This is a genomic window from Pseudoalteromonas sp. BSi20480, assembly GCF_000241365.1.
Lineage (GTDB): Bacteria > Pseudomonadota > Gammaproteobacteria > Enterobacterales > Alteromonadaceae > Pseudoalteromonas > Pseudoalteromonas marina.
The window spans coordinates 1-24,856 of the sequence record NZ_BADX01000076.1; the positions used below are offsets into that span (position 1 = coordinate 1).

At 39.9% G+C, this 24,856-nt stretch carries 17 protein-coding genes and 1 pseudogene; 6 read left to right on the plus strand and 12 right to left on the minus strand.

Annotation, left to right across the window (positions count from 1 at the left end):
• Positions 1–62: 62 nt before the first annotated feature.
• The gene (locus tag P20480_RS09985; RefSeq protein WP_006791513.1) at positions 63–1,286 is read right to left on the minus strand and encodes a response regulator; all 1,224 of its coding nucleotides are present in this window, start codon (positions 1,284–1,286) and stop codon (positions 63–65) included.
• 391 nt (positions 1,287–1,677) lie between these two features.
• Here P20480_RS09985 and P20480_RS09980 point away from each other — a divergent pair, with 391 nt between their 5' ends.
• Positions 1,678–3,189 carry a S10 family peptidase gene (locus P20480_RS09980; protein ID WP_008129332.1) on the plus strand — a complete coding sequence of 504 codons (1,512 nt, stop codon included), beginning with the start codon at positions 1,678–1,680 and terminating at the stop codon, positions 3,187–3,189.
• 74 nt (positions 3,190–3,263) lie between these two features.
• Here P20480_RS09980 and P20480_RS09975 read toward each other — a convergent pair whose 3' ends face one another.
• Both P20480_RS09975 and P20480_RS09970 read right to left on the minus strand, forming a co-directional pair.
• Complete coding sequence (locus tag P20480_RS09975) at positions 3,264–3,956, minus strand: START domain-containing protein (protein WP_033025399.1); 693 nt, start codon at positions 3,954–3,956, stop codon at positions 3,264–3,266.
• On the minus strand, positions 3,956–5,479 hold the full coding sequence (locus P20480_RS09970) for a CYTH and CHAD domain-containing protein (RefSeq protein ID WP_008129334.1): 1,524 nt from the start codon (positions 5,477–5,479) through the stop codon (positions 3,956–3,958). Before P20480_RS09970 ends, P20480_RS09975 begins: the two co-directional genes overlap by 1 nt.
• Before the next feature lie 214 nt (positions 5,480–5,693).
• On the opposite strand from P20480_RS09970, the gene P20480_RS09965 reads away from it, so the two are divergent.
• A complete protein-coding gene (locus P20480_RS09965; protein WP_008129335.1) occupies positions 5,694–6,302 on the plus strand; it encodes a TIGR04211 family SH3 domain-containing protein in 609 nt (202 codons plus the stop codon).
• A gap of 118 nt (positions 6,303–6,420) precedes the next feature.
• Here the strand turns inward: P20480_RS09965 and P20480_RS09960 are convergent, their stop codons facing one another.
• The 3 genes from P20480_RS09960 to P20480_RS09950 form a co-directional block, all read right to left on the minus strand.
• Positions 6,421–7,488, minus strand: coding sequence for a DUF21 domain-containing protein (locus P20480_RS09960; RefSeq protein ID WP_006791520.1), 1,068 nt, complete (start codon positions 7,486–7,488; stop codon positions 6,421–6,423).
• 21 nt (positions 7,489–7,509) lie between these two features.
• A complete protein-coding gene (locus tag P20480_RS09955) occupies positions 7,510–8,862 on the minus strand; it encodes a magnesium transporter (protein WP_008129337.1) in 1,353 nt (450 codons plus the stop codon).
• Between the two features lie 269 nt (positions 8,863–9,131).
• Positions 9,132–9,602, minus strand: coding sequence for a winged helix-turn-helix transcriptional regulator (locus P20480_RS09950; protein ID WP_033025401.1), 471 nt, complete (start codon positions 9,600–9,602; stop codon positions 9,132–9,134).
• Between the two features lie 168 nt (positions 9,603–9,770).
• Here P20480_RS09950 and putA point away from each other — a divergent pair, with 168 nt between their 5' ends.
• Together putA and P20480_RS09940 are read left to right on the plus strand one after the other, a co-directional pair.
• On the plus strand, positions 9,771–13,574 hold the full coding sequence (gene putA, locus P20480_RS09945; protein ID WP_008129340.1) for a bifunctional proline dehydrogenase/L-glutamate gamma-semialdehyde dehydrogenase PutA: 3,804 nt from the start codon (positions 9,771–9,773) through the stop codon (positions 13,572–13,574).
• Positions 13,575–13,692: 118 nt separating this feature from the next.
• Positions 13,693–14,919, plus strand: a complete 1,227-nt coding sequence (locus tag P20480_RS09940) for a cyclic di-GMP phosphodiesterase (RefSeq protein WP_008129341.1) — start codon at positions 13,693–13,695, stop codon at positions 14,917–14,919.
• 14 nt (positions 14,920–14,933) lie between these two features.
• On the opposite strand, the gene P20480_RS09935 is transcribed toward P20480_RS09940, so the two are convergent.
• From P20480_RS09935 to P20480_RS18035, 6 genes and pseudogenes are all read right to left on the minus strand, one after another.
• Positions 14,934–15,956 (minus strand): general secretion pathway protein GspB, encoded by a 1,023-nt coding sequence (locus P20480_RS09935; RefSeq protein ID WP_008129343.1) that lies wholly within the window; start codon positions 15,954–15,956, stop codon positions 14,934–14,936.
• Between the two features lie 11 nt (positions 15,957–15,967).
• A complete protein-coding gene (locus P20480_RS09930; protein WP_008129344.1) occupies positions 15,968–16,885 on the minus strand; it encodes an ExeA family protein in 918 nt (305 codons plus the stop codon).
• Positions 16,886–17,058: 173 nt separating this feature from the next.
• Positions 17,059–17,574: an Lcl C-terminal domain-containing protein gene (locus P20480_RS09925; RefSeq protein WP_006791527.1), complete on the minus strand. Its 516-nt coding sequence runs from the start codon at positions 17,572–17,574 to the stop codon at positions 17,059–17,061.
• A gap of 9 nt (positions 17,575–17,583) precedes the next feature.
• Positions 17,584–19,239, minus strand: coding sequence for an Lcl C-terminal domain-containing protein (locus P20480_RS09920; protein ID WP_008129346.1), 1,656 nt, complete (start codon positions 19,237–19,239; stop codon positions 17,584–17,586).
• Between the two features lie 67 nt (positions 19,240–19,306).
• Positions 19,307–19,639, minus strand: coding sequence for a hypothetical protein (locus P20480_RS09915; RefSeq protein ID WP_006791529.1), 333 nt, complete (start codon positions 19,637–19,639; stop codon positions 19,307–19,309).
• A 22-nt stretch (positions 19,640–19,661) separates the two neighbouring features.
• A pseudogene (locus tag P20480_RS18035) lies at positions 19,662–20,373 on the minus strand (DUF2982 domain-containing protein).
• A gap of 247 nt (positions 20,374–20,620) precedes the next feature.
• Here P20480_RS18035 and P20480_RS09910 point away from each other — a divergent pair.
• Entirely contained in the window at positions 20,621–21,673 is a 1,053-nt protein-coding gene (locus P20480_RS09910) for an efflux RND transporter periplasmic adaptor subunit (RefSeq protein WP_008129354.1), read from the plus strand.
• A 3-nt stretch (positions 21,674–21,676) separates the two neighbouring features.
• Positions 21,677–24,775 (plus strand): efflux RND transporter permease subunit, encoded by a 3,099-nt coding sequence (locus tag P20480_RS09905; RefSeq protein ID WP_008129357.1) that lies wholly within the window; start codon positions 21,677–21,679, stop codon positions 24,773–24,775.
• The last annotated feature ends 81 nt before the right edge of the window (positions 24,776–24,856 follow it).

The window sequence follows — 24,856 nt, forward strand, 5'->3', positions numbered from 1 at the left end:
CAACTCCGCTACATTGGTGCACATATAAAAACGACCCCAAAATTGCGCTATAATATAAACAGTTACCCGATACAGTTTCTGCCTTTGCTTTTTGCTTCGTATAACGCCTTGTCGGCAACACGCATCGCATCTTTTAAATTGGTATTTTGAAACTCTGCAAGCCCAATACTCGCTGTTATCGTGCAAGACTTGTCACTAATAGAAAAATCGTAACTCGCCATTTTTTTTCTAAACGCTTCTAAATATTCGCGTGCTCTGGCTAAATCGATATCAGGTAGAACAATGGCAAATTCTTCACCACCCACCCTTGCTACAGTAAATTTTGCAAAAGTTGAGCGAATAAGAGACCCAACCTGCTTAAGCGCCTGATCGCCGCCTTCGTGACCAAATGTATCGTTTATATTTTTAAAAAAGTCCACGTCGAGTAGCGCTAGCGTATTATTTTGATTTTGATTTTTTAATAACTTTTCAGCATATTGATAAAAATAACGTCGATTGTATAAACCGGTTAAGTGATCTCTAAAAGCACTTTCTTTGATATCTGCAATCAGTGATAACTGCTCCATTGTTTGCAACACCCTGCAATGAAACTCTTCATTCATAAAGGGTTTAGTCAAAAAGTCGTTTGCGCCATATTTTATAAAGCGTGCTGATAAACCGTGCTTGCCTGCTCCAGATAAACCAATTACAGCTAAATCGTCTCGCCCTCTAAAATTACGGACTGCTTTAACTAGCTCAAAACCATCCATTGTTGGCATAGCGTAATCGGTCATAAGCAGCTTTATATCTGGATCAGCTTTTAATATTTCAAGCGCTTGCTGGCCGTCATTCGCGGTGCTTACATCAAACAATTGCTTTTCGAGCATTTGCTTCATTAACGAACGACTTAACATAGAATCGTCCGCAATTAATGCCTTACAACCTTGGTTTCTTAAAAGTTGAGAAACCAATTTAACGGCATAATGATAAGAATCACGGTTATCTTTTATAACGTAATCCACCACACCATCTTCTAGCATTTGCTGACGTTTGTACTCGTCTATCTTTGATGTAAGCACAACCGTAGGAATTGCTTTAGAAAGTGTATATTTGGCAACTTCGCCATTTGGGGCATCGGGGAGAGTTAAGTCAACAAGTGCTAATGAATAGTCGTACTTTTCTACGTGCTCCTGGCATTCAGCTAATGACCAGGCAAAATCAACGGCAACATCTAAATACTGGGCGGTTAAGTGGCGTAAAACCTGCTGGACTACTTTACTGTCTTCAACCACTAATACTCTTTGCATAGACCTTCTCTTTGTTCTCATTATTTTTGCAACATCTGCTGCAAACACAAAATAATAAAACTTACTGGTACCACACTTTAAGCAGCAAAAATAAGTAAATAAAAAACATCCCAGAGTCATTGTTATTTAACGCTTTAAATATTAAAGCACATTCCATTAACCAGCTTGTAAATCAATAATTGTAATAAAAACAAACTTGCTGGCAAATATACCCGATTTTAATTCTTAGCTAAATAATTAAACAAAAATTTACACCATAAATAATTGATTATTTTACTTATCGGCTTATATTAATTAACTCAACCATTAATATCGGCAGCTAGTCTCATTACTTTTGTTATTTTGCTTATTTTTATCTTTAATAGGTTATCAAATATAATAAGGACACCTCATGAAGCTTAGTCGTATTTTACCAATCACGGTTTTTGCATTAATGCTCAGCCCGCTTGCTGATGCTGATAATCGACGCCGTATTGATGTAGACAGTAAAGTAGTCACCCAACACAAAGCTAAAATTAATGGTCAACGCTTTAATTATACGGTTGCAACAGGCACTCAACCCGTATGGGACGACAAAGGTGATGCCGTTGCTACGCTACAATACACGTATTACACGCGCGATAAAGTTGATGATAGAGCCAAACGCCCATTGCTCATTTCTTTTAATGGTGGCCCTGGCTCAGCCTCAGTTTGGATGCACTTAGCCTATACAGGCCCTCGCGTATTAAAAATTGATGATGAAGGCTATCCTATTCAGCCCTATGGTGTAAAAGACAACCCTTACTCTGTGCTTGATGTTGCCGATATTGTTTACGTAAACCCAGTAAATACTGGCTATTCGCGAGTTATTGAAAACGAAAAAGGCGAAATGCTTTCTAAAGCTCAACAAAAAGACATGTTTTTTGGTGTTAACGCCGACATTAAATACCTTGGCGAGTGGTTAAATACTTTTGTAAATAGAACAGAGCGTTGGCGCTCTCCAAAGTTTTTAATTGGCGAAAGTTATGGCACAACACGCGTATCAGGCCTTGCACATGAATTACAAAATAGCCAATGGATGTATATCAACGGTGTTGTATTAGTGTCACCAACAGACATTGGTATCAAACGCGAAGGCCCAGTTAAAGCGGCAAATCGCTTGCCGTATTTTGCAGCCACAGCGTGGTATCACAAAGCACTAAACGCCGACTTACAAGCAAAGGACTTAGATGAACTCCTTCCTGAAGTTGAGCAGTTTACTTTAAATGAACTAATACCCGCATTAGCAAAGGGCGGTTTTTTAGCGCAAGACGAAAAGCGTCGTATTATTAAAAAAATGGCTGAGTATGCAGGCCTTTCAGAAACCTTTGTCGATCAAAACAACCTCGATATCCCTACGCAATACTTTTGGAAGGAATTATTGCGTGACCGAGGACAAACAGTCGGCCGTTTAGACTCTCGCTATTTAGGTATAGACAAACGTGATGCTGGTGACTCACCTGATTACTGGGCAGAGCTGACTTCATGGTTGCACTCCTTTACGCCTGCAATCAATTACTACCTACGCGAGGAGTTAAACTATAAAACCGACATCAAATATAACTTATTTGGCAACGTTCATCCTTGGGATAGAAGTGGCAATAATACCGGTGAAAACCTTCGTCTTGCGATGGCTCAAAACCCTTACTTGAATGTAATGGTACAGGCGGGTTATTACGATGGTGCAACTAATTACTTTGATGCCAAATACACAATGTGGCAATTAGATCCAAGTGGAAAAATGAAAGACCGTCTAAGCTTTAAAGGCTACAGAAGTGGGCACATGATGTACCTTCGCCATGCTGATTTAGAAAGCTCAAATAACGACTTAAGGGAGTTTATACAAAACTCACTGCCTAAAGATTCTAAAGCAGCCAAATATTAAAATATTGATCAACCACCTATAAATGGCGTACCTGAGTCATTTATAGGTGAACACCCTTCCAGTTTTACAATAACTTATTTAACGGTTAGTTCGCGTAAATTACAACTTCCAACTTTAATAACCGGTTCGATTGCGGTGTAGCTTTTAGTTTCTAGCATTGTCCGTAAATTAACGAGCGTTTTGAAGGTACTTTTAAGACCCACTTTATTGTATAGCCACGTTGGTATATTTCCCCCTGGTAAAGCGTAAACCTGATACTCAATATTTAAATCTTCGCCCTTTTGTGTAAGTAACCAATGTGCGTTTAGCGTTTTTATTCTAACTACCCGCTTAGTTAATGGTAACTCTTTAGGACGCGATTCAATAGAAAGCTTGGTTTGCTGAGGAGAGAGTCTTGAGTAACACGAATAGGTAACGGCATCACGGTTTGCCACTGGCCAAGGGGAGTCGATATAACTATAAACAAGGTTTTCTGAAGGGCTTAAAGCTTTAATTACACGTACTTTAGACGTGTTTTCAAGCCAGCTTGAAGCAATACGCGTATCACTTAATAAATCTAAAAAGTCATTGGCTGTTACATCTTCAATATTAAGCTGACCTTTTACAATAAACGTATCATTAGAGAATTGCTGATATTCAATGTTTACTCCTTGCTCGTTTTTGTATAATTGCCAACGGGGCTCAGAGTAAGTATTAAAGCTTAACAAAATAATTAATAAACTAATGCACTTTTGCATAGGGGTTAACTTACAAAAGTGCTTGATCATCATTTTTGCCAATAAGGCGCTATGTCATACGAAGCAAGTCTACTTTGCTCCATTGCACTGACTAAATATTCAGACTTTTGCTCCAGCCAAGATTGAATTTTTGCAAGTTGCTCATCGTCTTGACCTGCGCATAATTGCTTTAAGTACTCTAGGGTACTGAGTTCATAAACACCATGCGAAATATCTAACCACGGCAACCTAAACTCAAGACGTTCTTCTTTATCGAACATCGATCCTAAGCAATTACCACTTAGCAAGCTGTTTTCAAGCTGCATTCTTAAATTAAGGTAGTCAAGTACACCTAGCGTTTGCTCTTTAGGCAATAATTGATGTAGGTTTTTCCAGTCTTTATTAAATAATCTTTCAGCAATAGAAGACACTGGATTTTCTGCAGCTTGGAGCTCTACCTGCCCCCAATCTTTTCGCCATTGCTTGTCAATCAACCACGTTGTTAACGAGAGCAATAAACGATTGTAACGAGCACTATGAAAAAGCGCATTAATGTCATCAATACTAGGTTGTAGCTCTTTTAAATCGTTAATAACTTGCGCCAAAGCTGGCGCCGCATTTATTTTTTTATAAAATGCATGACGTTTAGATGTATAGGTTTTTAACTGAATTGCATTTTCTACCCATGCTAACTCGCTCAAAAGCCATTTGAGCTCAGTACGAAGCTGTTCGGTACTGTCTTTAGAGACTATATCGTCAAACAACCAAAAAGTATGACGAATTAAACTAATACCATCAGTCACCCTTTTTAAGGTTTTTAAACTCGGTTTATCGAAGTAACACTGCTCATGCTTTTGCACAAACCGAATACCAAAGTTCATTGCTTCTTTTAAAGCGCTTTCTTGGGTCGCAGAACGAGGAAGCTTAACAAAGCCAATCGACTTACTAGGCTTAAGCGGATTGTCGTCGGCTAAACGGTAGCCGCGTGCTGCTTTTGAATACAAACCGAGTCGAATACAGTTTTGGCTAACTAAAATATCAGCCAAAGCAAACAGCTCATTCCGGCTGCCTTCAATTAATTCTATTTCCAGCTCGCTGATCATCTCAACTTGCCCAGAGGCTGCGATTTCGCCTTTATCAAGCACCACTTCAATTTTTGCACCAGCTTGCGTTTCAATTAACCACGTGCGGCGAATAAAGTTAGTGCTAAAAATAGGGTACAAATTTTGTGAAATTGCATTAACTTGCATGCCATGTGGCCAAATATCAGCACTAAACGCCATTAAGTTAGGGCGGCTGGAATCAATAGGTAAGTTATATTCTGGGCGCTGATGAAGGCCACCTACCACTTCGCCGGCAAGCTTGATAGTTTGTTCGCACTGATTGTCAGAACAACGGGTTCTAAAGCCAATATCAAGTGCTCGAAGTTCACGGCTTGGCGTATCATAATAGGCATTTTGCAAACTACGCGATGGTTTATTTATAACCGTTTTAGCAAATTGAGTAATTAGTGAGGGGATCAGTGGGACAACGGCATCTGATACCAAAAATTTCAGTTCTATCTCAGTATCCATTCGGTCTGCGGATTACCTTTAAAATAAATAAGTGGTCAAAATAAACAAAGCGCTCTAACAATGCAAATTTTTTAGGCTTATTAAGTGCTTTAATCATGTCAGGGTTACAATATCAGCCTTGCTTTTAAAAGGCTAAATCCCTACTATCTTGCATTATATGTGAATTAAAAAACCATGTTCATAACGGACTCAGTAAGAACAACAAGGTAGATAAATGCTAAAACATTGTTTATTCGGGCTACTTTTAACAGCCACTACGTTTATAAGCTACGCACAAGATGCAGCACAAACAGCGAGCTCATCAGATGCAAATACCGCTTACGTTATTGATAATTTGTATACATTTATGCGTTCAGGCGCGAGCAAAAATTATCGACTACTTGGCTCTGTAGACGCAGGAACAAAAATAACAGTACTATCTAGCGAAGAAAACGGCTTTATTAAAATAAAAGACGATAAAGACCGCGAAGGTTGGATTGAAACTAAATTTATTTCTACTACACCTGGGTTACATCAACAATACCAAGTTTTAAGCAGCGAAATGAGCACCATGCAAGAAAATTTACGCCTTGCTCAAATAGAACTACCGCAGCTACAAAAGCAAAATCAAACCTTAACCGATCAAAACCTGCAATTATCAGCGCAAATTACAAGCCTGCAAACAACACTCGCGCAAGAGCGCACGCAAAAAGAAGCCGCTAGTTCAAAAGAAAAACGACAACTACTTACCTACGGCGGTGCAATTGCATTTTTAGGGTTGTTTTTGGGAATTATTTTAACCATTGTTTTGTCGCGCCGTAAGCGTTACGAAGGCTGGGCATAAATTAATTGAATGAATGTTGTTCAATAGAAAAGCCGCTATTAGCGGCTTTTTTATTCGCATATCAAATATTGAGCTATGCATATATAGCACTGGCTTAACTATAAAAAAATAGATTAACTTACGATTTTGCCAGCGGCTGTACTTCTTTATTTTCGTTCATCTCTAACTTTGGCGCATTCATTCCCTTTAATAAACGACCGAATATATCAGCACCAGTAATAATACGCTTCTCATCACCCCATACCAGCACAACGTCGTGATCAATAGCACCATCAAACGATTTATCGAGCGAATGATTTGCGCGTATTTTTAAAATAACCTCACTTAAACGCAGTGTTTCATCCGTTACAATAATAGGTCTGTGGCAAAAATGGTAAGGGTCAAAAATATCTGGCTCAAATAATGCTGATCGTAAAAAACCATCTGCATCAACCACTAATAACGGCCACCCATCGTTGTTAGTCAAAATTACCCAGTTATAGCCCGATTTGTGTAATTTACGTAAAAACTCATTATCGGCTGATAATGTCAGTTCAGGAAAAATAGGTAAATCAAGTTTAGTAGGTAAAGAGATTATAGAATCTGGATCAATTATTTCCCCTTCTTTAGTTACACTGATTTCGTCTAAGCTAAAAAAGTTAAGTGCACCAATACCTTCAACATGTTGCACATCAGCTTCTTCTGCCTCAATGTGTTTACGTATTATTCCTCTAAGCTCGCTTTCAGCAAAATAGGTAATACCTTCTTTGCCCAGCCATGCATCAAGTACCAAGGCCGTTGGTTTAGCAACAACATAAAACAAAACTTGATAAAACTTTATTAATGGCGAAAGCATACTCGCCATTTTTAATGCATTACGAGAAAAATAAGCTTGAGGTGTTATCTCACCGATTATCGTAATCGCAATCGTTGAGAATAAAAACGAGCTAGCGCCCATTAATACAGAATCAGAGAGCAACGTGAGTAAAACGTTAATACCCACGTTACCCCACAAAATGGTTGCTAGTAAAAAGTTAGAGTCGTTACGAAGTGCCATAACCTTAATTGCCGCTTCGTTTCTTTTTGAACTTTCCATTTCAAGCTGTAATCGGCTTAACGAAAAGAACGCCAAATTCAAGCCCGAAAATATTGCCGATTGCGAAATACACAGAGCAATAGCACACCAAATCATGACATCAAACGTCATTTTATTTTCCTGTTAAAAAGTTTATAGCAGCAACAAACTGCCTAAACCTAAAAAGGTCACAAACCCAACAATGTCGGTAACCGTAGTTAAAATAACAGAGCCAGATAACGCTGGATCTATTTTCATTTTGTCTAAAATCGATGGTATTACAACGCCCGCGAGCGAGGCCGCTACTAAGTTTAATAAAATAGCGACTGTAATCGTTACACTTAACATTAAATCGTTAAACCATAAGTAGGTGAGTAAACCAATTACAAATGCCCACACTAAACCGTTAACAGCCCCGACTCTTAGTTCTTTTTTAAGTAACGCATTGCGGTTTGAATCAGTCACCTGCCCCAAAGCCAAACCACGCACGATAACGGTTAATGTTTGACTACCCGCAATTCCTCCCATTGAGGCTACAACCGGCATAAGCACCGCTAAAGCAACCACTTGTTCTATAGTGGCGCCAAATAAACCAATGAACCACGATGCTAAAAATGCAGTGGCCAAGTTTATACCTAGCCAAATACCACGGTTTTTGGCACTTTTTCGCACACTGGCAAATAAATCTTCGTCCTCTCGTAAACCACCGGCCTTTGCGGTGGCTTCATCGGTTATTTCTTGGCGAAGTTCGTAAGCAGAGGCAATTGTTAATCGCCCTAATAATTTATTATCTGAATTTACAACCGGCATAGCCATTTGCTCAGAGTGAATTACGACTTCAGCAGCTTCATATAAATCATCGTCTGCATGCAACGATGAAAAATCATGATTTGCCAGTGTCATTAAATTATCGTTATCGTGTGCTTTAATAACATCGTTAATGGCCACTTCACCAATTAAACTGCCTTTGCGGGTCACTAAATAAATAACTTCGCTGTATTGCGGTACACCTTTGAATAAAAGTTTTTTTGCACCACCAGCTGTTAACTTGTCAGACACCTTTAAAATATCAAAACCTAGCCAGTGACCTAATTGTTCTGGTGGGTATTGCTGTGCTAAATCGTACTGCTTGGTTTGCGCTTCATCTAATTGCTTTCTTGCATAGTCGACAAACCGCTCAGGTATAACTTCTTCTAATTCGAGTAGCTCTTCTACATTTACTTCATCAAGTAATTTAAATGCATCACTGTCATCAAGTGTTTGCAGTAACCATAAACAACTGTCAGGGCTTAAATTTACAAAAATTTCATGCTGTGTATCTTCGTCAAGCAATTGCCAAATTTCGAGTCGCTGCTCTTTGGGTATTGCTTCAAACAATAAAGATAGATGCTCTGTAGAAAGTGTGCTTTGTGCGTCGATCAACAGTTTATTCTTACGTTCTGTGGTGTCGCATTGCAGTAAGTCGTTTATGAGTTGTGGAAGCTGATCTACCGGATACTCAATCATTAAAAAAACCTTAAAATTAAAAAGCACATTATTTACAGTTTACCTTCTCAATTAAAAATTGCAGAAAAAACGGTACTTTAATTAAAGATGTGCATGCTATTTTGCGCATTGTATGGGCAAAACAAAGGCAGTACTATTTATTTTTATATAAATTAAAAGTATGAAATTAAGGTATTAGAAAACAAAAGGGAAAGAAGTTGGGCAACTATGAATACTAAAGCATACAAGCATTATTTTGTATGCTTTAAATAAGTAAGATTAAATTTCGATTAATAACCCTTTGTCTTTTTTACTTTTTCAATAACCATATAAGTATGGTGTGTGCCTACACCAGGAATATCAACTAAGTCACCCAACACTTGCCTGTACTCTTCCATGTTAGATACACGTATTTTTAATAAGTAGTCGTAACCGCCTGCAACCATGTCACATTCTACAACTTGTTCCATTTTTAATATGTGTTCTTTAAATACTTTAAATACAGCAGTATTTGAGGTAACCAACGACACTTGAACATGAGCCACTAAGCTTTGATTTAACTTAGCTTCGCTTAATTTAGCATAATAACCCTCAATATAGCCTTCTTGCTCTAATCGCTTTACGCGATCAAGGCATGGGCTTGGGCTTAAATTAACTTGTTTTGCTAAGTTAACGTTAGAAATTCTGCCGTTTTTTTGCAAAACGTCTAAAATTGCTAAATCAATGCGATCTAGCATGCGTAATCTATTTGGATTTGTCATACAGAATTTTATGCGGATAAGTTAAATTTATGCCCTGTAAATTATCGTAAATCGACAAATTTAACCAGCATATTCTGCTGAATTTTATTTAGAATGCACTCTCAATATCACTGGTATTTTATTGGTAATTAAATTTACTTTAAATCTTAACACTGCTAAGGGTTGCTTATGTTATTCAACGGCGATTTAACAACTGACTGTCCTATAAGACAAAAAATCCGTGACTTTTACCGCATAGACGAAAATGCGGTTATCGATCATATTTTACCGCTTGCAGAAGTAGGCGTTAAAGCACGAAGCCGTGCCTGGGAAAGAGCCCGCCAAATTGTTTTAAACATTCGTAAAGAACAAGATGGTCAAGGCGGTGTAGATGCGCTACTGAATGAATTCTCGCTTTCAAGTGAAGAAGGCGTAGTGTTAATGTGTTTAGCCGAAGCGCTGCTTCGTGTACCAGACAAAGAGACCCAAGAAGCCCTTATTCGCGACAAGTTAGCAAAAGGTGATTGGAGCTCTCATTTAGGCAGTAGCGACTCTTTATTTGTAAATGCATCATCTTGGGGCTTATTAGTAACCGGTAAAATGGTTAACTACACAGATAAAACCAAAGACCAACAGTTTGGTATGCTTAAAAAAACCATTGGTCGTTTAGGTGAGCCTGTTATTCGTAAGTCTGTAAACTTTGCAATGAAAATTATGGGCAAGCAATTCGTTATGGGTCGTACCATAAACGAAGCAATTGAACGTGCTGCCGACACAGAGCAAAAAGGCTATGTATATTCTTACGATATGCTAGGCGAAGGCGCGCGCACAAGTAAAGATGCTAAACGCTACTTTGACAGCTATATGAATGCCATTCACTCAATTGGTAAAGCGGCAAATGGCCGTGGTCCTATTAAAAGCCCAGGTATTTCTGTAAAGCTTTCGGCTATTCATCCGCGTTATGAATTTACGCATAAAGACCGAGTAATGGCTGAAATTGTACCTAAGCTAAAAGAGCTTGCTCTGGCTGCAAAGCAGTACGACATTGGTTTTACCGTTGATGCAGAAGAAGCTGACCGTTTAGATATTTCATTGGATATTATCGAAGCCGTATTTAGCGATAAAGATTTAGATGGCTGGCAAGGGTTTGGCTTAGCTGTTCAAGCGTATCAAAAACGTGCGATTTTTGTTATTGAGTGGCTGACAGAGCTTGCTACGCGTGTAGGTCGTAAACTAATGGTGCGCTTAGTTAAAGGCGCATATTGGGATACTGAAATTAAAACTACACAACAAGATGGTTTAGATCATTACCCTGTATTTACCCGAAAAGCGACAACCGACGTATCTTATAAAGCATGTGCAATTAAAATGCTAGAAGCACGTGATGTGCTATACCCACAATTTGCAACACACAATGCATACACTGCAGCAACTATTCTAGAAGTGGCTAAAGGCGATAACACAGGGTTTGAATTCCAACGCTTACACGGGATGGGTGAATCGTTATTTGACCAAATTGTAAATGCAGAAAAAATTCAGTGTCGTGTATACGCTCCCGTTGGCCAACACGAAGACCTATTGGCCTATCTTGTTAGACGTTTACTAGAAAATGGTGCAAACTCATCGTTTGTAAATGCCATAGTTGACACCTCTAAACCGGTAGAAACACTGCTGCCAGATCCGGTAGAAACGCTGCAAGGGCTTCGCAACAAATACAATACGCAAATTAAAATGCCAATTGATTTATACGGCGAAGAACGCGCTAACTCTAAAGGCATGGACTTAACCGATATAAACGTGATTACCCCGTTTAAAGAAAACCTAGACAACTGGTTTAACGAGCACCTAATAGATCAAAGCCAAGTCCCTGATGGATCTCTTGCTGTTAAAAACCCAGCAAATCATAAAGAAATCATCGGCCATGTAAAACTACAAAGTGGCGATGAGATGAAAAAACTACTTGCTAATGCAGAAGCAGCGTTTGAGTCATGGTCGCAAACCCCTGTAAAAGACCGCGCTAATTTATTACGTCGAATTGCTGACATTTTAGAACGTCATCACGACGAGCTCGTTGCTATTTGTATCAAAGAAGCGGGTAAAGTAGCACAAGATGGCATAGACGAAGTACGTGAAGCAGTCGACTTTTGTCGTTACTACGCAGCACGAGCCGAAGAACTCTCAGAAGATGAGCGCTTTGAAGCACGGGGGGTAATTCTGTGTATTAGTCCATGGAACTTCCCACTTGCTATATTTTTAGGGCAAGTGGCTGCTGCCATTGTGACGGGTAACACTGTTATTGCCAAACCGGCTGAACAAACAAGCTTAATTGCATTGCGTACAATTGAACTTATGCTATCTGTGGGTTTACCAGAGCACGTCGTCCAACCTGTTATTGCACGCGGTAGTGAAGTGGGTAAAACAATTGTTCCTGATGAACGTATTCAAGCAGTTATGTTTACAGGTTCAACTGAAACCGGCACATTAATTTCTCAAACACTTGCAGCACGAAACGACATACAAGTGCCATTAATCGCCGAAACAGGTGGTCAAAACTGTATGATTGTTGACTCTACAGCATTGCCTGAGCAAGTAGTTGATGATGTTATAAGTTCTGGTTTCCAAAGCGCTGGTCAACGCTGTTCAGCTCTGCGTGTATTGTTTATTCAAGAAGACGTAGCCGACGGTATCATCGAAATGATTAAAGGTGCTTTGGCTGAATTACATATTGGCGATCCATCATTGTTATCTACCGATGTAGGACCAGTAATCGACGAAAAAGCACTTAAAAACTTAACCGAACATGTTGAGTACTTAAAAGGCAACGCAACACTTCATTACGAATGTAAAATTCCGGACAACAGTGAAAACGGTGCGTACTTCTTTGCTCCTCGTTTGTACGAAATAAAAGATCTTTCTGTACTTAAGCGCGAAGTATTTGGTCCATGTGTTCATATTATTCGCTTTAAAGCGAATCAACTTGATGACGTAATCGATCAAATAAACAATACAGGTTACGGCTTAACAATGGGTGTGCATTCACGCATTGAAGAGCGTTGCGAGTATCTTGCTAAAATGTCTCGTGCGGGAAATGTATACGTAAACCGTAATATGATTGGCGCAATTGTTGGTGTGCAACCATTTGGTGGCCGAGGCCTATCGGGCACGGGTCCTAAAGCTGGCGGCCCTAACTATCTACAACGTTTGGTGAAAGAAAAAGCATCGCCAGAAAACGTACAAATGACAAACCTAACGCCAGATGAGCTTGATTTACACCACTACAGTGGCGCAAATGCTCAAGTAGAAAAGCTAATGGCTAATTCAATGCGCGATGAAAAAATTTGGCGAGCAACCCCGCTGAATGATCGTGTATCTGCTGTTCGTCAGCTACTAGCCAAAATTGCTACGGTTGAAATTATTGATGACCTTGCTGACGATTTAGCTTTAACGCTAGCAGATGCGCGCGCACAGCTAAACCGCCTTGAAAAGCACATGCGTAAATTTACAACATTGCCTGGGCCAACGGGTGAGTCTAACACGCTTCACTTAGAAGCTCGCGGCTGTGTTGTTTGTTATGCGGATAAGAGTACCTCTTTTAACTTTTGGGCGTTATCTATTATCACTGCATTAGCTGCGGGTAATACGGTAATTACAGTTGCCTCTGAAATGTTCTATGAAGAAGCTGAAGCATTCAGAGAGAAGTTTATTGCCACAGGTGTTGCCGAAGGGGTATTTCAGGTAGCTAAACCTAATCAGTTACAAGCTATTTTGGCCCACCCTCATTTAGCAGGCGCAGTTGTTGCAGCGCGTTCGTCGCGTTTAGGTTACTTCAGCCAGCAACTTGCACAACGTAAGGGCGCTATATTACCGGTGATCAGTTCTGAATATTACGACACATTAATCAAGCGTCTTATCACTGAAAAAACAATTAGTGTAGATACAACGGCATCAGGTGGTAATACATCCTTGATGACCTTAGTTGAAGATGATGATTAATTAAGCTAATACTAATTACTTATAATGTTTATTAAAGGCACCTTTTGGTGCCTTTTTTCTATTTAAAGTACGTAAAGTTTGCTATTTTCAATATAGATTTATTAGTTAAGTAGTTAAATTGAAAAAGCTCCCTGTTTCTAAATTACTCCCTGGTATGTTTGTGCAAAGCGTCACAAAACAAACTGGCAGAGTAAAAATAAAAAGCCAAGGATGGGTAAAAACCCAAACGAGTATTGATAAGCTTATTAAAGCGGGTATTTTAGAAGTCGAAATCGACCCAGATAAAACACTCACCAAAACAGTACCTGAAAAAGAACAAACCAAAACACCTGCCACAAAAATAAAGCGCGATCCTTGGCAAAAAACGCATAATGCAGCTCAAGAAATGAATAAAGCTAAAAAGCTTTATGACGAAGCTAAAACGCTGCAAATAAAAGCATTTAAAGATATAAAGTCCGGCCTGAACATTGATATTGCTCCATTTAGAGAGCTTGCTAGCGGTTTTATGGATTCAGTTTTTAGAAACCAAGACGCCCTAGCCTGCCTCACGCAAATGCGCCAAAAAGATGCATACTTACTAGAGCACTCTATAAACGTATCTATCTTAATGGGTATTTTTGCAAAGCACCTCAATATTGAAAAAGACATTATTGTAGAGCTCACCACCGGTGCGCTGCTGCATGATATTGGTAAAATAAAAACGCCAGATGAAGTCCTCAATAAGCCTGGGCGCTTAACCGAAGCCGAATTTGAAATAATGAAGCAGCATGCGGTTTACTCTAAACAAATTTTAGAGGAGTCAGGTTTAACTGGTATTGCTGTAGATATTGCAGGCATGCATCATGAACGTATAGACGGAACTGGTTACCCTTTTGCCAAAAAAGGAAGTGAAATAAGCCAGTATGTCCGCATGGCTTCTATTGTAGATGTATATGACGCCCTCACAGCAGAGCGAGTTTATAAATCGGGCATGGAACCCATTAAGGCATTTAAAATATTAAAAGAAGGCTGCCCAGATAGCTTTGACGGCGAATTACTAACTAAGTTTATTCAGTGTATTGGAATTCACCCTGTGGGCACATTAGTAAAGCTTTCAAGCCAAAAAGTCGGGCTTGTGACAGAAAGTAATCCCGCGATGCCATTAAAGCCGATTGTTAAAACCTTTTATAGTGCAAAGCACAGCCGTTATACAGAAGTGCTCGATATTGATTTGTCGAACAAGCGAATTGAAGACTCACTCGAAACAACCGTAAAAGCCGGCGATTTCAACATTGATTTAGAGCGTTTTTACAAAAACTACCGTATTACCTTAAATAGTCAAAATAAGCTCAATGTTACTCATTGAGCTTATACTTTTTGTTACTCTGGCCAATCCTGCAAGGCTTTTAAACTAAACTCGTAACCGTCAAAATCTATTACGCTTTGCTCAGGTGTAATTTCTTTTACCATTAATGCACCAATGCTCTCACCTTCGTGAAGCTCTCGCCCATTTAACTTTATCCAGCGTTTATCTGCACTTGATGAATAGATATGTGCTTGATACTTTATGCTAGGTAGCATGGCTTGTAGGCCATCTGGTAACAATTCGATAGGCTCTACCCGAGATGACGATTTAGAGGCCTGAGTTACCTCATAATCTTGGTTTTTATCGACATCTTGCACTGCCTGTGCAAACGCATTTTTAAGTGTAGTTGGTACAGCATCAAGCTCAGGGTCACTTTTAGGTTCAGCTTGCGCTGCACCACTAATTGGCTTACCCAACACTTTATATTTACTCATATCAATACTTGTTGACGACGTACTTTGAGTTTGTTCAAAACCACCTTGGTTATAAGTTAACTGTGTATTTGAATTAAGTTGACCTTGGTTTGGCTGATTATAATTTTGCGTATTTACAAGCGAAGGTTGATTAAAAGTTTGTTGAATGCCACTAGCTGCAACTGTTGATGGCATTGGAATATACTGCCCAGTGGGCGTTAACAGCATTTGCTGAATACCCGTTGGTGTTTGCACATGCACTAACTGCCCTTCAATAGTCGCTGTATTGCTTGGCGCTTTTTCAGGTTTAGGCTTTACATTCACCTCAGCTTGTTCAGTGGTAGGTAATGCTGCTGTCTGTAACTCAGTCGTTACTTGTTCATTACTTTGAGTGCTAACTACATTTAAAGGTTCAACAGAACCAGATGATTGCACCCATTTACCAAAAGTAAATCCGGCTGCCACCGTTACAAAGGCAGCCAAGCTGCCCCCAAAAACAAAGGCGATACGGCGGTAACGAGCGAGTGCTTGTTGCTGTTTTAACTGCTCCGACTGTAAATCGTATTGCTCGGCGCTCATATCAGCTTGTTGAGATTGCTTTAACGCATCTAATAAATAAGACATAAATCACCTAACTATAAAATAAAGGAAAGCCCAATACCTGCGGCAAACAAAGCGCCGAAAGCAAAGCAATAAATTAAAATCGATGGCGACTGCTCAGGCTTATTCGTTGTTGCAACAAAGTCAGAAGGTAGTGATTCTTGCGCAGATTGTTTAACAATTTCAGCATCTACAACAAGTTGCTGCTTCGAAAAAGTACCCACTAAAGCTCGTTCACACACAAGGTTCATCAAGCGAGGTATACCGCCTGTCATTTTATGAACCATCTGCATTGCATCCATCGAAAACAATCCTTTATCACACCCTGCAATATGCAAACGGTGCTTGATATACGCAACTGTTTGGCCTTGTGTTAAAGGTAATAAGTGATAACGCGCGGTGATCCGTTGAGCAAGCTGCCTTAACTCATTACGTTTTAGTAAATCTTGAAGTTCTGGCTGACCTACAAGCACGATTTGCAATAGCTTTTTGTGGTCGGTTTCTATATTAGTTAATAAACGAAGTTGCTCAAGCACATTGGGGGCTAGAAGCTGTGCCTCGTCAATAATTAAAATAGTATGGCCACCCGACTTATTATTACTCTCTAAGTGTTTTTTTATTATATCGGTTAAACTTTTAAGCGTCGCATTTTGTGCGTCATAACTAATTTTCAATTCATCGCAAATACTGGCTAACAACTCAAGTTCTGACAGCGCAGGATTATGAATCATCGCTACTTGTGTATTTTCAGGTAATTGCTCTAGCATGCTGCGGGTGATTGTTGTTTTTCCGGTGCCTACTTCGCCCGTTAGTAATACAAAACCACCGTCTTCACCCAATCCATAGGTTAAGTGTGCTAAGGCTTCTTTATGGCGCTCGCTTAAAAATAAATAATGAGGGTTAGGCGAAATCGAAAAAGGTTTTTCGTTCAGGCCAAAATAGCTTAAATACACCGCGATGTTCCTTCGTAATTAAATCACCGCCTATAATGGCAAAAAAACGCGCACAGTAACATCGTTGTAAGCGCTTTATTGTTGAAATAAAGTAAATTTATGTAAAAACAAAAAAGCGCAACTACAGAAGTGACCTCCAATAACTACGCTTTTTAATCAAACTTATTTGGTCTTTATTTTTCGTAGCGAACTAGGCGTAAATAAACATCACTGGTTTTAGGACGTAAACTATTTAGCCCGCTGTCAAACTGATACACCCAGGCCGAACTCATACTGCTAACACCCGATGTGCTAGACCAATAGTTTTGAGATTTAGTGCCTAAAAAAACAACTTCATTTATGCTTGGCTCTGTACAACTGTGCTCTAAAATACTGGCTAGCTCTTTAATATTAGGCACCTGCCAATCATCATAATTTGCAGTTGTATCGTTAGTCGCGCCTCGTAAAGCTTCTTGCCACGTCACTGCAGGCGTAGACCCTTCGCACAGTAATGTTTCTGTATTATAGGTTTGAGAATAACTACAACGCTGCCACATTAGGCCAGTTTCAGTGTCAGATACTGTGCCATCGGCATTAACGGTAAACCTATCGGTTGGGGTTGTTGTGTCAGCACCGCCATAACATGTTTGCGCAGCTACATTAAAACTAAAGCCAAAAACTATAAACGTATTTAATAATTTTAATTTCATAACACTCTCCTATCGGCTTCTGACTAAACGAACATATGCGTTGTTCTCTTTTGGATAGGCAAGGTCATTACCATTGCTCATATCAATAATATAAGCTTGCGATAAACTGGTGCCATCTGCTGCAGTTTGAGATGTCCAATAAGGTAAATTAACATTATCGATAGCACCCGCTTCTGGCATATTTGGAAAGAAAGCTAAGTCAATTAAAACGCTTTGCCCTTGTTTCCCATAATCAATTAACCCCAAAAGCTCTGTGTAAGTTGGTACTCGCCAATTTGTTCCCCCACAAAAATCGATAGCATTAACTTCATTTATATAGGTTTGTAGGCCACAGCTTGTGTCGTTAGGGCATGTTGTATTTGCTGAACTGTCTGCATCGGTAGTTGTGTCGCCAATGTCCCAATAATAGCTGTTTTGTGCATCCCGTAACGTTGTGTTTGGTAAAGAACCAGACGACGGTGATTTAACTTCCCAAACAAGCCCTGTGACGTTGTCACGAATACAGCTAAAGTCTTCACTTGAGTCATCCACCTCGTCGGCAAACTGATTAAGCTTTGTATAATCAAACGCGAGATTACCTATGCCTGCTTTATCTATGCGGTTAGCAAAGCTATCTCGACCGAGCTCTGCGTCTTGCTCAGGAAAGTCATCACTGCCACAATTTATGCGCTGCGTATTGTTGTAACATTCTCCCATACCACTATCGTTTATCAGGCCAAGCGCCTTTGGCGTTATATCAATAAACACCGTATCTGTATCGGTTCGTCCTTTCGAATCGGTAACGGTTACTTCAAAGCTAAGCGTGGTATTGGTGTCCACATCGGAGGCAAAAAAGCTAGATACACACTGTTGGCTATTGCTGAGTGTTTCGGCATTTCCGGTTAATTGTTGCCACTCACACTGGTATGTATCAGTAACTGTTTCACTATTGCTTGCATCTAATGTTACCTCGTCAAATTCTTCAACATTTTGATCATCCCCTGCATTTGCCGCAACTAATTCATTGGTTTTATTAAGGCTCATCGTGAACTGAGTACTGGCTTCGCCACCCTCATCGTCTGTAACCGTTAAACGCCAAAGCAATGTCGTGTTTGCTTCTAATAAAGGGTGAGTAAAGCTTAATGTTGAATCATCAAAACTGGAAATATCTAAGTCAGGGCCTGATATAAGTTCCCAAAAATAGCCATTCACCATCCCATTTTCATCCGGATCACTGGAATCAACGCCGCTCAGTATGATGGTATCTTGGTATACAGAAGGGAGTGTATCTGGTGCTGTTTGTGTTATTACAGCAATAGGGAGCTGATTATTAGAGCTAACCGAAATTAAAACGTCGTCACTTACTGTGCTATTGCCAGTGCTTTGATAGCTGACCCTTAGTACAATTTCACTGTCTGCTTTAACATCAGGTGCCGTAAGTGTTTGCTCTGCGCCTTCAAGTGGAAAGCCGTCTATACTTGGCCCGCTTACTTGCTGCCACGTAAATGTACCGTCAGCAGGTGAGCCTTGGGCGGTAATTGTAAAATCAATTTTTTCGATTACTTGTATCTCTGTGCCAGCATTCACTGAGGCTTCTGTATTTGTGGTGCTGTCACTACCGCCGCCACCGCCGCATGCTGTAATAAAAATGCAGGAAAAAAGAGGGATTAACGCTAACGCTTTCATTCGTAGCACCTTATGTGTCAAATAATTACCATGAGGTAATCACAAGCAAAAAAGGTGCCACCAAAGCTTACATGTACGCGTCTTGATGAATACGAACAAACAATTTAGTGCCAATTTTGCTGTAATCAACTTTATATTCACGACCATCTAACGACTGAATAAATACTAACTGTTTTTCTTCACCAAATACTTCAGCGCTGCTTATATATACCATTTCTAGGTAACGGTCTTTTGCGTCGCGTCTATTTTTTGGTAGCTCCTCTTTAAACGGCTCTAATCCGTTTTGAGTCACTTTAATTCGTGGCTGATTTTCAGCATTAACAATCACTAAATCAAGTTTTTTGTCTTTATGTATTATGGTATTACGACCACTTTTTAAAAAGGCTCTTTCTTGGCTCATTGTCTTTTCCTACAGTCGCAGTTTAACCTTTAAGCTGCGACGCTATAAACTGATGTGGCTCGCGCTTCCACTTATTTAAATTAGCGCTAAAAGCCCAAATATCTGTATCTAGTACACTGGCAGGTAGTAATAAATCATACCCTGTTAGCAGCTTGAGGTGCTTAGTTCTGTTTGCAAACATAGCTATTAAACCATTATAGCTAATTCCGCGCGCAGATCGATGTTGTGTATCTTCTACTAACCATTCTGATGGGCAATTGCCATTTTTGCAATGATTTTGAACAACCTGCATAAAAAAGTGTCGTTGTTCTATAAGTAATTTACCCGCAATTCTAGGGGTTATACTCATTAGAAATTCATCAATATCATTTAGTTTTAGCCCAACCGCGTTTAGCTCTAAGTACTCAAGGCCTTTTTCTACTTTTGGAACACCACAAGAATGAAAGTTTTTATGAGATAAACACCAGCCCCCATATTTATGCCTATATTCAATAGCAGACTCGCTCAAAATTAAGCTGTAATAAGGTTCTTGGGTTTTTTAAAAAACCCAACAAAAAATAGCTCCAAGGCAGGCACTGAACCAAAAAAATTTCAACAATGCTAATAGTGCCTGATCTTAGTAAATTAAATGCCATAATAAATACTAAGCCAATAGCGCCTACTATTAATATTTCAATACCATTGCGTGCACCTTTCGCACGGTAATTAATACGCTTTTTAGTATGTTTATCCATATTGATAAAAAACCATATAAAATATAAACATAATAATAGCCCATAAAATCACTTTCCTGGCTGTCATACAGGCCTTGCAAGATGTTTTAAAATTCATATATTTATCGCTTTAATTAAACAAAAACCGGTACACATATTTAATATTACTTATTTTTACGCTTAACGCACAAAATTATGAGACACATAACAGACTTTATCCGGTCTTATTTCGTACAATACTTATAATTAATTTTCAGGTATGAAAACGATGTACTCTAGACAATCAGGCAAAGCTCTTTTTCCATTCATTATTACACTACTTTTAATATTTAGTGTTTATTTATACTTACCCTCTAGCCATGGCGAACAAGCTAATTTTTCTAACATGTCTACACAGGTTTCTGCACATACAGTAACTTCGCAAGAAAACGCTGTAATGATAGAAGCAATTGGTAGCGCACGCGCAAATCAAGCTATTTATATCAAAAGCGCACAAAACGACTACGTTACCGACATATTTTTCAAAGATGGTGACTTAGTGAGTAAAGGTCAAAAACTTGTGCAACTGCAAAGCAGACAAGAAGAATTGGCCGTTGAAGAACTCAGTATCAATTTACAAGAAGAAAAGCGTCAGCTTAACCGCCTTACAGAACTTTCACGTACACAGTCAACAGCTAAATCGCTTTTAGAAGAGCAGTTATCTGTTGTAGACGCGACCAAGTCACAATTAGAAAGTGCTAAAACAACGTTAAGCGAAATGACCATTCGTGCACCTTTCTCAGGTTTATTAGGAAAACGCGAAATATCTATAGGCGCTTATGTTAATAATGCAACCATACTCACTACCCTTGATGATATTAGTATTATAAAAGTAGACTTTAAAGTTCCTGAAAAATATTTAGCGCAACTAGCCATTGGCATGAAAGTATTAACGCAAAACGACGCTTACCCTGGCCAAACATTTACAGGCAAAGTCACGCATATTAGTTCGCGTATTGACGCTGTTACACGCAGCATTGAAGTGACCGCTAGTTTTGCCAATAAGTCTGGCTTATTACGCCCAGGCATGCTGCTAAATACCGCACTTGAGTTAAGTACAAGCCAAGCACTTATGGTGCCAGAAAAGGCCGTTATACCACTGCAAGATAAACACTATGTGTTTAAAATTACAGATGGCGTAGCCAACAAAATAGAAGTACATGTTGCAAGCAGAAATAACGGTTGGGTAGCTATTGATGAAGGCTTAACCGATGGCCAGCAAATTATTACTGAAGGGCTGATTAAAATTCGCTCGGGCAGTAAAGTTAGCGTTAAGGGGTAATACGTGAAAATTACCGACACTAGCGTTAAACGCCCCGTTTTTGCGATTGTAATTAACTTATTGCTACTAACCTTTGGTTTAGTAGCATTTAGCATGTTACCGCTACGCGAATACCCTGACATTGAAACTCCGATTGTAAATATTAGCACCTCATATACCGGGGCATCAGCGGAGATAATCGAAACTAAAATAACCCAAGTTATCGAAAACCGTATATCGGGTATTGAGGGTATTAAAAGTATTAATTCGTCGAGCCGTAATGGTCGCTCAAACATTACTATTGAATTTAATATTAGCCGCGATATAGATGCAGCATCTAACGATGTACGTGAACGTGTTGCACGTGCACTCGACAGCCTACCTGAGCAAGTTCGTCCGCCTGAGGTATCTAAATCAAACAGTGATGAAAGCCCTATTGCATGGTTTGTACTTAATAGTGAAACCATGGACTCATTACAGCTTTCTGATTATGCACAGCGCTTTATTGTTGACCGCTTAGCCGTTGTGGATGGCGTATCTAATGTGCGAATTGGCGGCGAGCGTCAATACGCTATGAAAATTTGGTTAAACCGCCAAGCAATGGCTGCGCGCGGCATAACTTCAAGCGACATAGAAAACACTCTGCGCACAGAAAATGTTGAGTTACCTGCTGGTGAAATTGAATCAATTGATCGCGACTTTACGGTACGTACGGCCCGAAGCTACAAAGATCAGCGCGACTTTAAAAATTTAGTTATTAAACGCGGTGAAGATGGCTATTTAGTTCGCCTTGGCGAAGTAGCCGATGTTCAACTAGAGGCCGCCGACGACGAAAGTTTGTTCCGTGGTAACGGCCGCAACATGATTGGCCTGGGTATTGTAAAACAAGCTAAAGCAAACACATTAACCGTGGTAGACAACGCACGAAGTGAGCTTGAAAAAATCAAACGAAACCTACCTGAAGGCACAACAATTCAAGACAGTTACGACTCGTCTGTATTCATTAAAGAATCGATTAGCGAAGTATATAGCACGCTTGCCATTTCAATGGGCTTAGTTGTTTTAGTGATATTTTTGTTTTTAGGCAACATTCGTGCAACGCTTATTCCCGCTGTTACCGTACCGGTAGCTTTGGTAGGTAGCTTTATGTTTTTGCTCGCTATGGGGTATTCAATCAACTTGCTAACACTACTTGCGTTAGTACTTGCCATTGGTTTAGTTGTTGATGACGCTATTGTAATGCTTGAAAACATTCACCGCCGCATAGAGCTTGGCGAACCACCATTACTTGCAGCGTATAGAGGCGCACGAGAAGTTGGCTTTGCAATTGTAGCAACTACACTTGTGCTTATTTCGGTGTTTGTTCCTTTAGTATTTATGGATGGCCGGATAGGCGCGTTATTCACCGAATTTGCAATGGCTGTAAGCGCAGCGGTTTTTTTCTCAAGTGTGACCGCGCTTACGCTTGCACCAGCATTGTGTTCAAAAGTTCTAAAAAGCGCCGACAAACCTAATAAATTCAGCCAATGGATGGACCGCCAGTTTACTAAATTAGAGCGCAGTTACCGTAATTCACTTTCAACAAATATGACCAAAAAATGGGGCTTGCTAGTCAGCTTAGTTTTAGCGGGTTTTGTGAGTTATTCACTGTTACTGCAAGTGCCATCAGAGCTAACACCTAAAGAAGACCGCGGCACCTTTTTCATTATGATGAGCGGGCCTGAGGGTGCTAGCTACGAAAATAATGCCGCCAATATGGCAAAAATTGAAGAACGCCTTATGCCTTACTCTGAGTCTGGCGAGCTAAGCCGTGTGCTTGTTCGCGTTCCTGGCTGGGGTGGTAGCGGCGGTGTTGCCATTGTTGGTATGGCTGATTGGGACAAACGAAAGCGCTCTACGTGGGAAGTAATGGACGAAATTAGTGGCAAAATGCGCGAAGTCACCGATGTACGTGCGTTTGCTATTATGCGCCGAGGTATTGGCGGTGGCGGTTCATCTCGCCCTATTGAATTTGTTCTACAAGGTAATGATTATGCTCAGCTTGCCGATTGGCGTGACCGCATTATCAAACGTGCAGAACAAAACCCAGGCCTTGTTAGAATCGATCATGATTACAAAGAAACATTCCCACAGTTTTTAGTAAGCATTGATAAAAATAAAGCGGCCGATTTGGGAGTGTCTGTGTCTGATGTTGGTCGTACACTCGAAACCATGCTGGGTCAGCGTCGTGTGACAACCTTTATAGATAGAGGTGAAGAATACGATGTCATTTTGAAAGGTACAAAAGAAGACTTTAATAACCCGACCGATATTTCAAATATATACCTTAAATCACGCAGTGGTGAGCTTGTTCCGCTAGACAGCCTAATTAGCTTAAAAGAAGAGGCAACGGCCTCACGCTTAAACCGTTACAACCGTATGCGCTCAATAACCTTAAGTGCAAACTTAGCCGATGGTTACACACTCGAACAAGCACTTAACCTTTTAAACAATGTTGCCGCAGAAGAAAACGACATTGACGGCGCAATAGACTACAAAGGTGAATCTCAGCTTTATTACGAAGGCGCATCAGCAATGACCTACGTATTTGTATTAGCGCTAACAGTCACCTTTTTGGTATTGGCAGCGCAATTTGAAAGCTTTATGCACCCATTTGTAATCATGCTAACAGTACCGCTTGGTTTAATGGGCGCGATGTTTGGTCTTTGGTCTACCGGACTGACGCTTAATATTTACAGCCAAATTGGTATTGTTATGCTCATAGGGTTAAGCGCTAAAAACGGGATACTCATTGTTGAATTTACCAACCAATTACGCGACAAAGGTGTAGAATTTAGCGAAGCAATATTACAAGCGGCTACACAACGTTTACGCCCAATAATAATGACATCGCTAACAACGGTTATGAGCTCAGTGCCATTGGTATTAGCATCAGGCCCTGGCGCTGAAAGCCGCATGGTAATTGGTGTTGTGGTATTTACCGGGGTTATTGTTTCAACGCTACTTACTTTATTTGTTGTGCCAGCAGCGTATTATGCGCTTGCTCGTAACACACAATCACCTGAATATTTACAACAAAAACTTAATAAACAAGCAGCCGAAAAACCGCTTGAAGAGATCTAAGCAAGCTAACGCGTCGTAACCTTGTTGTTATGGCGCTAAGCTTTATGCTTTGCGTGACCTTTGTCAAATATTAGGAATAAT

Bases quoted from the DNA above. Each gene is read 5' to 3' on its own strand.
- P20480_RS09985 (WP_006791513.1), bottom strand. From the start codon at position 1,286: ATGCAAAGAGTATTAGTGGTTGAAGACAGTAAAGTAGTCCAGCAGGTT.
- P20480_RS09980 (WP_008129332.1), top strand. From the start codon at position 1,678: ATGAAGCTTAGTCGTATTTTACCAATCACGGTTTTTGCATTAATGCTC.
- P20480_RS09975 (WP_033025399.1), bottom strand. From the start codon at position 3,956: ATGATCAAGCACTTTTGTAAGTTAACCCCTATGCAAAAGTGCATTAGT.
- P20480_RS09970 (WP_008129334.1), bottom strand. From the start codon at position 5,479: ATGGATACTGAGATAGAACTGAAATTTTTGGTATCAGATGCCGTTGTC.
- P20480_RS09965 (WP_008129335.1), top strand. From the start codon at position 5,694: ATGCTAAAACATTGTTTATTCGGGCTACTTTTAACAGCCACTACGTTT.
- P20480_RS09960 (WP_006791520.1), bottom strand. From the start codon at position 7,488: ATGACGTTTGATGTCATGATTTGGTGTGCTATTGCTCTGTGTATTTCG.
- P20480_RS09955 (WP_008129337.1), bottom strand. From the start codon at position 8,862: ATGATTGAGTATCCGGTAGATCAGCTTCCACAACTCATAAACGACTTA.
- P20480_RS09950 (WP_033025401.1), bottom strand. From the start codon at position 9,602: ATGACAAATCCAAATAGATTACGCATGCTAGATCGCATTGATTTAGCA.
- putA (WP_008129340.1), top strand. From the start codon at position 9,771: ATGTTATTCAACGGCGATTTAACAACTGACTGTCCTATAAGACAAAAA.
- P20480_RS09935 (WP_008129343.1), bottom strand. From the start codon at position 15,956: ATGTCTTATTTATTAGATGCGTTAAAGCAATCTCAACAAGCTGATATG.
- P20480_RS09925 (WP_006791527.1), bottom strand. From the start codon at position 17,574: ATGAAATTAAAATTATTAAATACGTTTATAGTTTTTGGCTTTAGTTTT.
- P20480_RS09920 (WP_008129346.1), bottom strand. From the start codon at position 19,239: ATGAAAGCGTTAGCGTTAATCCCTCTTTTTTCCTGCATTTTTATTACA.
- P20480_RS09915 (WP_006791529.1), bottom strand. From the start codon at position 19,639: ATGAGCCAAGAAAGAGCCTTTTTAAAAAGTGGTCGTAATACCATAATA.
- P20480_RS09910 (WP_008129354.1), top strand. From the start codon at position 20,621: ATGTACTCTAGACAATCAGGCAAAGCTCTTTTTCCATTCATTATTACA.